At 43.2% G+C, this 13872-nt stretch carries 10 protein-coding genes; 7 read left to right on the top strand and 3 right to left on the bottom strand.

Annotated elements, in window-relative coordinates:
• Positions 1 to 2 precede the first annotated feature (2 nt).
• The 4 genes from ABID99_RS14450 (at position 3) to ABID99_RS14435 (ending at position 6406) form a co-directional block, all read left to right on the top strand.
• Positions 3 to 1019 (top strand): c-type cytochrome, encoded by a 1017-nt coding sequence (locus ABID99_RS14450; protein ID WP_229701476.1) that lies wholly within the window; start codon positions 3 to 5, stop codon positions 1017 to 1019.
• Positions 1020 to 1172: 153 nt separating this feature from the next.
• Positions 1173 to 4154, top strand: a complete 2982-nt coding sequence (locus ABID99_RS14445; protein ID WP_373614157.1) for a glycoside hydrolase domain-containing protein — start codon at positions 1173 to 1175, stop codon at positions 4152 to 4154.
• A gap of 315 nt (positions 4155 to 4469) precedes the next feature.
• The gene (locus tag ABID99_RS14440; protein ID WP_090524744.1) at positions 4470 to 5030 is read left to right on the top strand and encodes an inorganic diphosphatase; all 561 of its coding nucleotides are present in this window, start codon (positions 4470 to 4472) and stop codon (positions 5028 to 5030) included.
• 254 nt (positions 5031 to 5284) lie between these two features.
• A complete protein-coding gene (locus ABID99_RS14435; protein WP_373614156.1) occupies positions 5285 to 6406 on the top strand; it encodes an XrtY-associated glycosyltransferase XYAG1 in 1122 nt (373 codons plus the stop codon).
• Positions 6407 to 6512: 106 nt separating this feature from the next.
• Here the strand turns inward: ABID99_RS14435 and ABID99_RS14430 are convergent, their stop codons facing one another.
• From ABID99_RS14430 to ABID99_RS14420, 3 genes are read right to left on the bottom strand one after another with little or no spacing between them, the layout of a single operon-like run.
• Entirely contained in the window at positions 6513 to 6836 is a 324-nt protein-coding gene (locus tag ABID99_RS14430) for a hypothetical protein (protein ID WP_188831673.1), read from the bottom strand.
• A 35-nt stretch (positions 6837 to 6871) separates the two neighbouring features.
• On the bottom strand, positions 6872 to 7804 hold the full coding sequence (locus ABID99_RS14425) for a cation diffusion facilitator family transporter (RefSeq protein ID WP_373614155.1): 933 nt from the start codon (positions 7802 to 7804) through the stop codon (positions 6872 to 6874).
• Positions 7805 to 7809: 5 nt separating this feature from the next.
• Positions 7810 to 8850 (bottom strand): AI-2E family transporter, encoded by a 1041-nt coding sequence (locus tag ABID99_RS14420; RefSeq protein ID WP_373614154.1) that lies wholly within the window; start codon positions 8848 to 8850, stop codon positions 7810 to 7812.
• Between the two features lie 227 nt (positions 8851 to 9077).
• Here ABID99_RS14420 and ABID99_RS14415 point away from each other — a divergent pair, with 227 nt between their 5' ends.
• From ABID99_RS14415 to ABID99_RS14405, 3 genes are read left to right on the top strand one after another with little or no spacing between them, the layout of a single operon-like run.
• Positions 9078 to 10316 carry an MFS transporter gene (locus tag ABID99_RS14415; RefSeq protein ID WP_373614153.1) on the top strand — a complete coding sequence of 413 codons (1239 nt, stop codon included), beginning with the start codon at positions 9078 to 9080 and terminating at the stop codon, positions 10314 to 10316.
• A 7-nt stretch (positions 10317 to 10323) separates the two neighbouring features.
• A complete protein-coding gene (locus ABID99_RS14410; RefSeq protein WP_373614152.1) occupies positions 10324 to 11178 on the top strand; it encodes an ROK family protein in 855 nt (284 codons plus the stop codon).
• A gap of 12 nt (positions 11179 to 11190) precedes the next feature.
• Positions 11191 to 13851, top strand: a complete 2661-nt coding sequence (locus ABID99_RS14405) for a glycoside hydrolase family 2 protein (RefSeq protein ID WP_373614151.1) — start codon at positions 11191 to 11193, stop codon at positions 13849 to 13851.
• Positions 13852 to 13872 lie beyond the last annotated feature (21 nt).

The following is a 13872-nucleotide window of genomic DNA, read 5'->3' as shown; positions in this document are numbered from 1 at the left end:
AAATGAAAAAGAAATATCAATATATAGCTTTGCTGATGTTGTTAGCCGCTTTGGCGAGCGTTGCTCAGTTAGTGTCATGTAGCGGGAGCAAAGCCGAAGAGGCAAATAAAGCTGATTCAGCGGCTGTGAATAACCTGGTTGCTGTGGATAGCTCCAAAATGCCCGGCGGTAAATACGGCGATGCGGTGCGTTATGGCCGCGAACTGATGTTGCATACCGCATACTATATTGGCCCCGAAGGGGTTAACGGCCATTACACCGGCAATAAAATGAATTGTACCAATTGCCACCGCGATGCAGGTACAAGACCATACGCTTTTAATTTGGTTAGGTCATTTCGTGATTATCCGCAGTACAGGGCAAGAGAGGGCAGGATCTTATCTTTGGCCGAGCGTATCAACAATTGCGTAATGCGCCCTAACCTGGGCAAACCATTGCCGTTGGATGGAAAGGAAATGATCTCGATCATGGCTTACCTGAAATTTCTGAGTGATTCGTCAAACATATCTAAAACTACCAAAGGGTTAAAGAATATGGAAGTCGAACTGCCGGATGTTGCGGCATCATCAGACAGGGGCGAAGTGCTATACGCGCAAAACTGCGAGCGCTGCCATGCCAAAAACGGCGAAGGCAAAATGCGTTTTGATAATGTAACTTACGAATATCCACCGGTATGGGGATTATTGGCCTATCGCCCGGGTTCAAGTATGCACAGGGTTGTTAAATTAGCGCAATGGCTAAAAGGCAACATGCCTTATGATAAAACAGCCGAAGGCAAACCCTTCCTGACCGATGCCCAGGCGCTTGATATAGCTGCTTTTGTTAATGACGATAAAAAGCATAAACGTCCTTTGCCTAAGACTACTAAGGAGGTTGATTATCCGCATTACGAAGAAAAAGCGATTGATTACGACAAAGGGCCGTTTAAAGATCCTTTTTCCGAACTGCAGCATAAATACGGACCATACAAACCTATTATTGACTATTGGGAAGGCCAGGGGATTACACCGGCTATTTAGAAGATAATACCAAACCCAACTATGTCATTGCGAGGAGGGACGACGAAGCAATCTCGTAGTTATGCATCTTCGGTATGCATTAGCTACGCGATAGCCACGCTATGCTTATAATGACATAGTTTTTATTATAAAAAGACTGACTAAATTTATTTCATGAAAAAACAATTTTTAGCTATCACTTTCCTTTTATCGGGCCTTGCTGCTTCGGCACAAAAAGTGCCTTATACTAATTGCGATAAATGCTGGCTGGCCGATTCTTTAGGTAATCATCGTGTAGTGTTAATTTTTAACGGTACTGGGAAAGTGGCTAAAGCAGTGATCAACTGGCGGCGCAGGGATAATGAGCCCGAAAACAAGCGGATCATTATTCAGGACGCTAAAACCAAACAAAAGATCACCAATGTAAAAGTTGGCACAGTAAACCGAGAAAGCGGTGAACTGTATTTTGAGCCAACATCGGGCAAGGGCACTTACTTTGTGTATTATATGCCTTACAAAAATGAAGGGCGCTCAAACTATCCTAAAGGTGTTTATCTCAAACCCGAAAATACAGCTTCTACAGAGTGGCTTAACGCAGTAAGCGGCAAGGCGCCTGTAGCTTCGGTAAAAGAGTATCAGTCTATTGATGCTTTTAACAGTTTTTACCCGATGGAGGTGATTGCTACTAAAGCAGAAACTGAAGCGTTGATTAGTAAACATAAAGCAGAAGCGTTTTTAGTTTTCCCGGAAGACAGGATGAACTCCATCCGCATGACCAAAGATTTACCGCAACGCTGGATTGAGCTTGGTGCGAGGAGTACATATGCCGGTGAAGCAGCCCGCGGTGAAAACTTTGCATTTCAGTTGGGCATTTACGCGCTGCAAAATATCGAAAATGTACAGGTAACATTCAGTGACCTTAAATCGGCTACTGGTAAGGTAATCCCGGCTTCGGCACTATTTTGTATCAATACCGGGGGCACTGCTTATGATGCAAAACCACTTACTAATATTGTTAATGTTGCTAAAGGCGACATCCAGGCATTATGGTGTGGAGTAGATGTACCTGCCACAGTTCTTCCTGCTATTTATACCGGTAATGCCACTATTAGCATCAACGGAAAACCTGCAAAAACAATTGCCTTATCTGTTAAGGTAAATAGCAAAATATCGAAAGATGGCGGTGTAAGCGAGCCTTATAAAATGACCCGCCTGGGCTGGTTAAACTCAACCATGGCGCAACAAAATACCGTTATTTCGCCGTATACCCCGCTTGAAATAAGCGGCAATACTATTAGCCTGCTTGGCCGTAAAGTGGAGGTGAATAAAGATGGTTTCCCCAAACAGATCCAGACTTACTTTACCCCAGAGATGACGGAGTACGCGGCAACACCTAATAACCTGCTTACCGAGGGCATCCACTTTCATTTTATTGATGCCGCCGGTAAAAAGATAAACCTGAAAAGCCAGGGTGTGCAATTCACTAAAAAAGAGGCAGGCACAGTGCAGTGGACGGCAGTAAGCGCTAATGATAGTTTACAGATGGATGTAACCGCCTCGCTGGAGTTTGACGGCTTTATGGCTTATACCGTGAAAGTAAAAGCCCTGCAGGATGTTAGCCTGAAAGATATTACCATGCACATCCCTTTTAAAAAGGATTTTGCCAAATATATGATAGGCCTTGGTCAAAAAGGGGGCTACCGACCCGAAAACTTTGAATGGAAATGGGATGTTGCCCATAAAAACCAGGATGGTGCCTGGATAGGCAATGTGAACGGCGGTTTGCAGTATTCGTTAAGAGATGAAAAATATGTCCGTCCGCTGAATACTAATTTCTATTTGCAAAAGCCTTTGTTGTTACCAACTTCATGGGGTAACGATAACAAAGGTGGTATTAAAGTGGCATTTGACGGTAAAGCGGTATTGGCCAATAATTACAGCGGCGAGCACGACCTGAAAAAAGGGGATGAGCTTTATTATAACTTTACTTTATTGATAACGCCTTTCCATACCATCAATACCGATTTTCAGTGGGCTACAAGATTTTATCACGCGTACAAACCTATTGATACTATAAAAAAAGCTGGAGCAACGCTTATCAATATTCACCACGCAACGGTAATAAACCCAACTATTAACTACCCGTTTATTGCATGGCAAAAAATGAAGGCCTATGATGACTCGGCCCATGCCGCCGGGTTAAAGGTGAAAATCTACAATACCATCCGCGAGCTATCAAACCATGCCTATGAAACTTTTGCGTTACGCAGTTTAGGCCATGAGATCTATTCACCGGGCAAGGGTGGAGGTTTTAGCTGGTTACAGGAGCATGTAGGCGATGACTATATTGCCGCCTGGTTTGTCCCTGAAATCAAGGATGCCGCTGTTATTAACAGCGGCATGAACCGCTGGCATAATTACTACGTGGAAGGTATGAACTGGTTAACCCAAAACGTAGGTATCGACGGTATTTACCTTGATGACGTGGCGTTCGACCGTGTTACCATGAAACGTATCAAACGTGTATTAACCAAAGATGGTCATCCCGGCATTATTGACTTACATTCTGCTAACCAGTACAACAAAAGCGACGGATTTAATAACAGTGCTAACCTGTATATGGAGCATTTCCCTTATCTGAACCGTTTATGGTTTGGTGAGTATTTTGACTATGAAAAAAATGATCCTGATTTCTTCCTGACCGAAGTGAGTGGTATTCCGTTTGGTTTAATGGGCGAGATGCTGCAAGGCGGAGGCAATAAATGGCGTGGCATGGTTTACGGCATGACCAACCGTATGCCATGGAGCGACGGTGCCGATCCGCGCCCGATCTGGAAAGCCTGGGATAATTTCGGTATGAAAGGCACAAAAATGATTGGTTACTGGGTTGACGATAATCCGGTGAAAACCGATAAAGCCAAAGTGATAGCCACCGTTTACAAAAAAGATGGTGCCGCCATGGTTGCCGTTGCCAGCTGGGAAGATGCTGATACCGATTTTCAATTGAATATCAACTGGAAAAAATTAGGTATCAATCCGGCCGGAGCAACAATTACTGCTCCTGAGATAAAAAGTTATCAGCCTGGCAAAATATTTGGCTTGAATGACAGGATCCCGGTTGAAAAAGGCAAAGGCTGGTTGTTGATCATTAAATAACAGTTAATGGATAAAAAATGGTTTATAACCATATACTTTTACATTGGCAGATCACTGAGTTTAAACCCGCAGCCTGCCTTTGTGGTTTATTGATTGCTGGTTTATTATGTTAGTTTGCAGTGGTGGTATGTACCAAAAGCATGCATACCGCCTGCATTTTTATAAAAGCCGTAAACCCTTGAAACTGAACGGTAACAAGCTCTTTGATGCATTTGGGTAATAAAGTGAATTGAAATAAAATGAAAATATTCTAATCGAATCGGTAAATTGTTGGTACTTTCATAAAAAAATAACCAAAATATTGAATTACTACCAATGAATACACAGCATCCATGGCATGAAGTTTCAACCGGACCTAAAATTCCCTATGTTGTAAACGCCGTTATTGAAATTCCCAAGGGCTCAAAAGCTAAATATGAGATTGATAAAGAATCCGGACTTTTAAAATTAGATCGTGTGCTTTTTTCTTCTGTAATGTATCCGGCCAATTATGGATTTATCCCTCAAACCTATTGCGATGACGAGGATCCGCTTGACATTTTAGTTATATGCTCTGTTGATGTTTTTCCGATGTCTATTATTGAAGCAAAGGTGATTGGGGTAATGCATATGATTGATAATGGCCAGCAGGATGATAAAATTATCGCTGTTGCCAATAATGATATGTCGGTTAATTATATAAATGATTTAAGCGAGTTGCCGCCACATACTATTAAAGAGATTGAGTGCTTCTTTAAAGATTACAAGGTTTTGGAAGGAAAAAATGTAACTGTTGAACGCTGGATGGGGGTAAGTTACGGCCATCAGGTGATAGAAGATAGTATGGTATTATACGATGTTAATTTTAAACCGGTCCAAACCAAAGTTGCCGGTTGAAAATATTAAGGTCTGATAAAAAATGTTTAACTCTGCTTCTTTTTAATTGAGCTGCGGCGTTAAACATTTTTTATTTTTACTTCGTCCCGGCGGGGAGCGCAGCGCAGATAATCTTAGGAGTTAGTACCGTTGGTTTCGTCCAGGATTTGCCTGCTCCGTTTATACCTCGTTAATTTTAGGTTTAAAATTGCAGCAGGCTAAATAATCCCTCCGCGGGATGCATATTTGCATTCTCATATTGCTAATGATGTTTTATGAAAATACTGCACATTATACCTGCTTATAAACCCGCTTACGGCTACGGAGGTCCAACTGAATCTGTATCGCGGCTATGCGAGGGATTAGCAGCTAATGGGCATGTTGTTGACGTTTATACCACTACAGCCAACGGTAAAACCGAACTGGATGTAATACCCGGCACTATAACAAATGTGGAAGGGGTTAATGTAATTTATTTTAAACGGATCACCGGTGATCATACACACGTTAGTCCGGCATTATGGCGCAGGCTTGTTAAAACTGCCAACCACTATGATGTGATCCATATTCATTCGTGGTGGAGTATTTTAAACGTAATTGCTGCACGGCTCGCCTTGTTCAGTAAAGCCAAGGTTATTTTGGCGCCCCGCGGCATGCTAAGCGGGTACGTATTTGAAAGCGGGAACAGCAGCTACAAAAAATTGATTCATAAATTAGGCGGCCGTAAAATATTAAAGAAATGTGTGCTGCACACTACCGCACAATCCGAATATATGGAATGCAGAAAGTTGATTCCGGGCTGGCAGGGCTTTGTATTACCCAATATTTTATCATTACCTGATATCGAAATAAAGGAACCCCGCAATGAGTGTTTCACGGTTGTTTTTATGTCGCGCATTCATCATAAAAAAGGACTTGAAAAACTGTTTACTGCTATAAGCAAACTCTCTTTTAATTTGAAACTTGTCATTGCCGGCGATGGCGAAGAAGCATACGTACAGCAATTGAAACAACTTGCGGATGAGTTAAATATAGCTTCAAAAATTGACTGGATAGGCTGGGTGAACCGGGATGAGAAATTTGAACGGCTTAACCAGTCTGATCTGTGTGTCCTCACCTCCTTTAATGAAAACTTCGCGAATGTGGTGGTTGAATCATTGCATATGGGTACAGCTGTTTTAGTTTCCGAAAATGTAGGTCTTTCTGATTTTGTTGGTGAAAATAACTTGGGCTGGGTTTGTACATTAGATACCGTCGATATTGTCGAAAAGCTGAACGAAGCTCACCTTGGAAAGCAAAAATTAGATCACATCCGCAAGCATGGCCGCGAAATTATAAGAACGACGTTTCATGAGCAGGTGCTAATAAACAAGTATTATGAGGAGTATTTAAAATAATCCCTCCTTTTCTTTCGGTCAATTTACTATCCCCGATGGCTGCCTTCCTTTAAAGCTAAGGCCGAAATGTGGTTGGAAGCGAGGCTGGTATGGTTAAAAGGCCAGACTATTGCCGGCCCTGCTGATACTTATAATGTAAATTCTTTAGCGTTTCTATAGTCGCCTCATCTGTCGAGATCCCATAGCCCGTTACCAGTGTGCCTTTAATACCTTCCGCTGAAGCAAGGGCGTAAACAATAGCCTCATCGGCAGGGTCGGAGGGGCCTTCGTAGCGGTATAGATCCACTATTTCAAATTCTTTTACCGGGAAGTTTTCCGCGCCTGCCTTAAGATGGTCACCTTCCAGGCTAAATTCATGGGTATAGCCCTGTTCTTTTAATTTGGTTATAGCTTCGGTTACCGTTGCGTAATGAAATTTTTGTTCTTCCATGAGATAGGTGTTTGTTATCAATAGCTAATATACAATTAAAGTACGCTGCCTGTTTCAGTAATTTCTGCCGAAAATGTTTCGGGCTGTACCAATACAAAGCGCACCAAACTAAACTCCTGCTTAATACAATCCCGGATCCGGCCTATAGCTTCGTTGATTTGTTCAGTATTCAGATCATCTTTAAAAGCTACTATCAGCATCAAAATAATTTCATCGGGCGATTGATAAGTTGACAGCATGTGCATCACCTTTAAAACAGCATTGTCCTGTTCAACGAGGGTGCTTATCTTAGTCCTCGATTCAGACGAAATACCCTCGCCCATAAGCAAACTCCTGCTCTCCCGGGCTAATATGGCCGAAACACCAACCAATATCAATCCAACCAATAATGATGCTATACCGTCAAGCACGGGAATGTGGTAACGATGGTTCAGGAACATGCAAATGCCAACAATAAAAAGCCCTGCAACGGCTGCACTATCCTCAAACATCACTAAAAAGGTTGAAGGGTCTTTGCTTTTAACTACGGCGTCCCACCAGGTTTGATCGCCCCTTATGGCGTTAAATTCTCTCAGGGCGATGATGAGCGACGAGCCTTCAAATACGACGGATAATCCCAAAACGATATAACTCATCGTAGGATCGCCAATGGGTTTGGATTCGCGGATATGTAATATGCCCTGGTAAATGGATAGCCCTCCGCCCAGGCCAAATATCATGATAGATACAATGAACGACCAGAAGTACAGCTCCTTACCGTAGCCAAAAGGGTGGGTTTTATCGGGCTCTTTGCGTGCCCGGTGCAGACCAAGCAATAGTAGCAATTCGTTAGCAGTATCCACTAACGAGTGGATCCCCTCGGAGATCATAGACCCGCTTCGGCCTATAACGCCCGCTATAAATTTGGTTACTGCTATGAGCAGGTTGGCAATAAGTGCGCTATATATCGATTTTTTTGATGAGGGCATATTCCTTAATGCGCTATTACCTCGGCATCGCCAAGTTTTTTAACATACAATTCATCAACCAAAATCACAATGATGGCCACAATAGGAACTGCCAATATGATACCCAGTACCCCCGAAAGCGTTCCCATAACCACCTGGCTGATGATGGTAAGTGCAGGAGGCAGGTTGATCATACGGTTTTGTACTATAGGCACTACGATATTGCTTACTACGGTTTGCGATATTACATAAATGAGCGCAACTATAATAGCTGTATTTGTGCCCACGGTAAGGGCAAGTAATACACCCGGTATCATGGCTATAACCGAGCCCAGGTTAGGGATGATCTTTAACATGCCTGCAAATAAGGCTAATATCAATGCCGCCGGAATTCCCATAATGCTTAAGCCTGTGGTAAGCAGCAAGCCCAATAATACCATAGAGAGCAGCATCCCTTTAAGCCAGCCTTTTAATGAAAGACTGATCCTGTCCATAATATCCTGTCCCAAAGGTTTTTTTTGATCTGATAGCAGCATTAAAATGCCGTTTTTATAAACATCGGGATTGGTAGTAAAAAAAATACTCAGGAACAGGATGATATAAATATCACCCAGCACGCCAAAGCTGGTGCTGAAAAAGTGCTGTACCGTAACCACAACTTTATCGGGATCATTATCGCCCGAAAAATAATCAAGTATTTGCTGCCCTGTTGGGTTTGAAGCCAGTTTAGCCTTAAAATTATTAACCGTATGCGGGAGTGTATCTTTAAGTAAGGTTATCTGGTGCTGTATGGTTGTGCCCATTAAATAAAACAAGCCGGCTACAATTAAAAATGAACCAACTACAGATATGATCATGGCATACCGTCTGGGCATTTTAGTGTTGCGCTCTATCAGGTCGCCAAGGCCATGAAAATAAGTCGCGATCAGTGCGCCTGAAAGTACCATGAGCAGTACGTTAAAAGCCACCCGGGCTATCAGTATCACTACAACCAATAAGGCAACAATAGCAACAGTGTGCCATACTTTTTCGATATAAGTAAGCTCTTTCTCTTTTTTTGGGGTCATATAGCAGGTATTTGTTCCATTAACACATTCATGTACCCTAAATGTTTTGATTGAATTAAGTTAACAAGATATTACGAAAGAGGTTGAGATCGATTGCTTTTAAACTTTTTAAAATGTTTTAAAAAGGAAGTGTAACAATTTAAATAAGTTTTTATGAAATTATTCCATCAAAAGATTTTTAACGATATTTAGGTTATACCGAACCAAAAACCATAACCCTCCAGTTGATGAAGAAAAACTACTATATCGTAACGCTGATCATGCTTACGTTTTTTGTTATTTCGTTTTTAACCAATATCATCGGGCCGTTATCTCCCGAGTTTATTAAGGATTTCAAGCTGAGCGATGTAATGGCAGGGGTATTGCCCTTTGCGTTTTTTATTGCCTATGGGGTTATGTCAATTCCGTCGAGCATGCTGGTTCAAAAGTATAATGAGAAAACCATTATGGTTGCTGCTTTTGTGGTGGCGTTCTTTGGCTCTTTACTATTGGCTGTTTATCCTATTTATCTTACTGCCATTATATCCTTGTTTTTAATTGGCTGCGGTATGGCTATGCTGCAGGTGGTGATTAATCCGCTGCTCCGCACATCAGGCGGGGAGGAAAATTACGCTTTTACCTCAGTATTGGCACAGCTCATATTTGGCGGGGCATCCTTTGTTAGTCCGCTGGTTTATTCATACATGGTTAAAAACATGGGGAGCAGCAAGGGTGGTATTTTCCCTTTGCTTGAGGCGCACGTACCCACAGCCATGCCCTGGATTTCGTTGTACTGGCTGTTTGCGGTTATTTGTTTAGGTATGTTGGTGATCATGCTGATATCTAAATTTCCGAAGGTTGAACTGGCCAGCGATGAAAAAGCCGGGCCATGGAAAACCCACGTCGACCTTTTTAAAAAGCCCGTTGTTATAGCTTACTTTATAGCTTTGTTTTGTTATGTGGGCAGCGAGCAGGGCGTATCCTACTGGATGTCGCAATTTTTACTTGTTTACCACAAGTTTGATCCGCAAACTACAGGTGCCAGCGCGGTAGCCTATTTCTGGGGATTGATGACTGCCGGCGGCATTTTAGGCTTGTTTTTACTTAAATTGATGGATAGCCGCAAGCTGCTGGTGATCTTTACCATTTTGGCACTCATTTTCCTCACGCTTGGTTTGTTCGGCAGCGCTCAAACATCATTGTACTCATTTTCAATAGTTGGCTTCTTCATGTCGGTAATGTATCCCATTATATTCTCGCTGGCGTTGAGTTCGATAGCTGAAGATCACGGTTCATTTGCCGGGATCCTGGTTACCGGTATTATTGGCGGCGCGGTGGTTCAGCTCTTGATAGGCGGCTTGGGCAGCCTGTTTGGGTTAAGGCAGGGGATGTTTTTCCTGTACATTACATTCGGCTACATGCTTAGTATCGGCTTTTGGGCTAAGCCGCTGGTTACCAACAAAACTATTTTTGATAATAAAGCATAATAAATAAATGAGCAATATAAAAGTTATAGGTATTGATCTGGGTGCTACCAATATCCGCGGAGCGGTGGTTAATAATAACACCATCGGTAATATTGTATCGCAACGGATAAAAAGCGACGGCAGTGTAGAAGATGTGCTGAACGATATTTATACTGTTGTTGATGCCCTGTTGCAAAACGATAAGGCCAGCGCCATAGGCATAGGCGTGCCCAGCGTGGTTGACGTAGCCGAAGGTATTGTTTATGATGTGCAATATATTCCCTCATGGAAGGAAGTGCACCTGAAAAAACTGATGCAGGAGCGATACAACATCCCGGTATATGTAAATAATGACGCCAATTGTTTTGCCGTAGGTGAGTTATATTTTGGAAAGGGAAAGGGTACTGACAGCATGGTTGGCGTGACCCTGGGCACCGGGCTTGGCACCGGCATTATCACCAATGGCAAACTGTACGCAGGCCACAATTGCGGTGCCGGGGAGATAGGTCTTTTTCCCTATATCGATAACATCCTGGAGTACTATTGCAGCGGCTCATTTTTTAGTAATGTATACGGATTGGATGGCGTACAGGTATTTAAAGATGCACAGGCCGGCAAAGAGAGGGCATTGGAGCTGTATGCCGAATTAGGAAATCATGTGGGGAATGCAGTAAAAATGATCATGTATGCCTATGATCCCGAGCTGATTATTTTAGGCGAATCGGTAAGCCAGGCTTTTGAATATTTTAAAGATACTATGTGGCAGCAGGTGAAAACCTTTGCCTACTCAAAAACGCTTGAACGTATAAAAATCGAGATCTCGGAACTGCAAAACAGCGGTATCATTGGTGCGGCTGCTTTGTATTACGATAATCAGAAGTAAAGTCAATCTATCATGAAAAAAATATTATTAATGTCGGTAATAGCCCTGCTCAGTACAAGGGCATTTGCGCAGGAGCGGCAGGAGAATTTTAACTTACTGTTGAAGGATGACTGGCAGATGCAATCGACAGTTACAGTGCCCGCCGCCGCTACGGAGATTTCGAAAGAAAAATTTGATACCCAAGGCTGGCATAAAGTAAGCGTGCCATCAACCATTTTAGCGGGCTTACTGGCCAATCATGTATATAATTTCGACCCATTTATGGGCAGGAACCTTGAAAAACTGGCAGATCCGAAGCTGGATAAACCATGGTGGTTCAGGAAGGAGTTTACCCTGCCTGCTGTCGAAAATGGCAAAAACGTGATCCTTCGTTTACATGGCATCAACTATAAAGCCAACGTTTGGTTCAACGGGGTTAAAATAGCCGATTCAACAAAAGTGAAGGGCCCATATCGCATCATTGATCTTGACCTCACCAAAAATATCAACTATAGCGGCACCAACACTTTAGCTATTGAAGTGCTTAGGCCTTTTACCCCAAACAAACGCGATGGCGACCTTGCCATTGATTATGCCGACTGGATTCCCTATCCACAGGATTATAATGGTGGTATCATCAACAACGTTGAAGTGAGAACTTACAATAAAGTAGGCGTAAAGTTTCCATTGGTTACAACAGATTTCGATCTGCCATCGTTAACTATCGCTCATTTAACGGTAGACGCCCAGGTGACCAACTATACCAATAAACCACAGGATGCGGTGATCAAAGGCAGGATCAATGAAAATATATCCTTCGAAAAAAAAGTACACCTGCTGGCTAACGAGTCGAAGAATGTAAACTTTTCACCTTTGGAGTTTAAGCAGCTTAATATCAAAGATCCGTCCATCTGGTGGCCCTGGCAATATGGTAAGCCAAATCTCAACCGCATTGAAGTATCGGTTGTGGTTAATAAAAAGCTGAGCAACTCGGTGAGTGAGAACTTTGGGATCAGGCAGTTTACATCCAGGATTATTGACAATAACCAGTCGCGGGAGTTTATTGTGAATGGCAAGCCTATTATGTTAAGGGGCGCGGCCTGGTCGCCTGATATTTTCCAGCGCCGGTCGCCCGAAAGGCAGGAGCAGGAGATCCGCCTGGTGCGCGATATGAACATGAACATTGTACGCTCCGAAGGTAAAATGGAAGACGATAATTTTTACGATCTGTGCGATAAATACGGCCTGATGGTGATGAACGGCTGGATGTGCTGCGGCACCTGGCAGCATCCCGAAAAATGGGATGCGGCAGAACGAAAAGTTGCCATGGCGTCAGATAGTAGTGTGATGTACTGGCTGCGCAACAAGGCCAGCTTGTTTGTATGGCTCAATGGCAGCGATATGCCGCCGACAGATACCTCGGTTGAGCGCGATTACCTGAAGATTGAAAAGCAGTTAAAATGGCCTAACCCCTTATTAGCAACCGCTAATGAAAGTAAATCAAAAGTATCGGGCTATAGCGGTGTAAAAATGGCCGGCCCGTATGAGTGGGTGCCGCCTGTTTATTGGGAAACCGATGCCGCCAAAAAGTATGGCGGTACTTACAGTTTTGCTACCGAGATTTCGCCCGGTCCGTCAATCCCGCCATATGAAAGCCTGGTGAAATTTATTCCTAAAGATTCGCTGAACGTAACCTCGACCGCCTGGAACTATCATTGCGGTACAGGCTCATTTGGCACCACAAAGGTATTCACCAAAGCGCTTTACAGCCGTTACGGCGAAACTGCATCCGTCAAAAACTATGTAGCCAAGGCTCAGGCCCAAAACTATGAGGCCCACCGTGCCATGATGGAAGCCTACGGGTTAAATAAATATCAAACGGCCACGGGTGTAGTTCAATGGATGCTGAGCAATCCGTGGCCAGGCATTATCTGGCATACATATGATTATTACCTGTATCCGGCCGGTACTTACTTTGGCATGAAAAAGGCGATGGAGCCGCTGCATGTGCTGTATTCTTACAAAACTAATGAGGTAGCAATTATCAACTCCTATTTAAAAATCTTTACCGGTTTAAAAGTTAAGGCTGATGTTTATAACCTCGATGGGTCAAATAAATTCAGCAAAACCGCAACTGCCGATATAGGTGCCGATGCATCAAAAAGATTATTCGCCCTGCCCGCCATTACCGGTTTAACGGATACTTACCTGTTGCGCCTTGAGCTAAGCGATAAAAGCGGTGGAACTAAAAGCATCAACTGGTACTGGCTCTCCAAAAAAAGCGATGAGCTGAATTGGAAAAAATCAAACTGGTTTACTACACCACAATCGGCTTATGCGGATTATTCAGCCCTGCAATCTTTACCCAAAACTAAATTAGTGGTTAGTCAAACCGGTAAAGCTGAAGGGGACAGCACCTCGCATATGGTAACTATCAAAAATACAGGCAGTGCAGTTGCGTTTTTTGTACATCTGCGCGCTTTAAAAGGGCAAGGTGGTGACGATATTTTACCGGTGATCTTCAGCGATAATTATATCTCACTGGCACCGGGCGAAAGCAGGGTGATCAGGTGTACCTATAGCACTAAAAATGCCGATGGTACAGCGCCTTATTTCCTAACTTCGGCCTGGAACCTGGATATAGCTGCAAGCAGTGGCGATTGTGGGTTTGAAGATGGGCTGCCGAAGGAGTAGTTTATCCGGAAAATAAGCTGA

The sequence above is a fragment of the Mucilaginibacter sp. OAE612 genome (assembly GCF_041806395.1).
Classification (GTDB): domain Bacteria; phylum Bacteroidota; class Bacteroidia; order Sphingobacteriales; family Sphingobacteriaceae; genus Mucilaginibacter; species Mucilaginibacter rubeus.
This window is presented reverse-complemented; position numbering and strand designations above follow the sequence as displayed.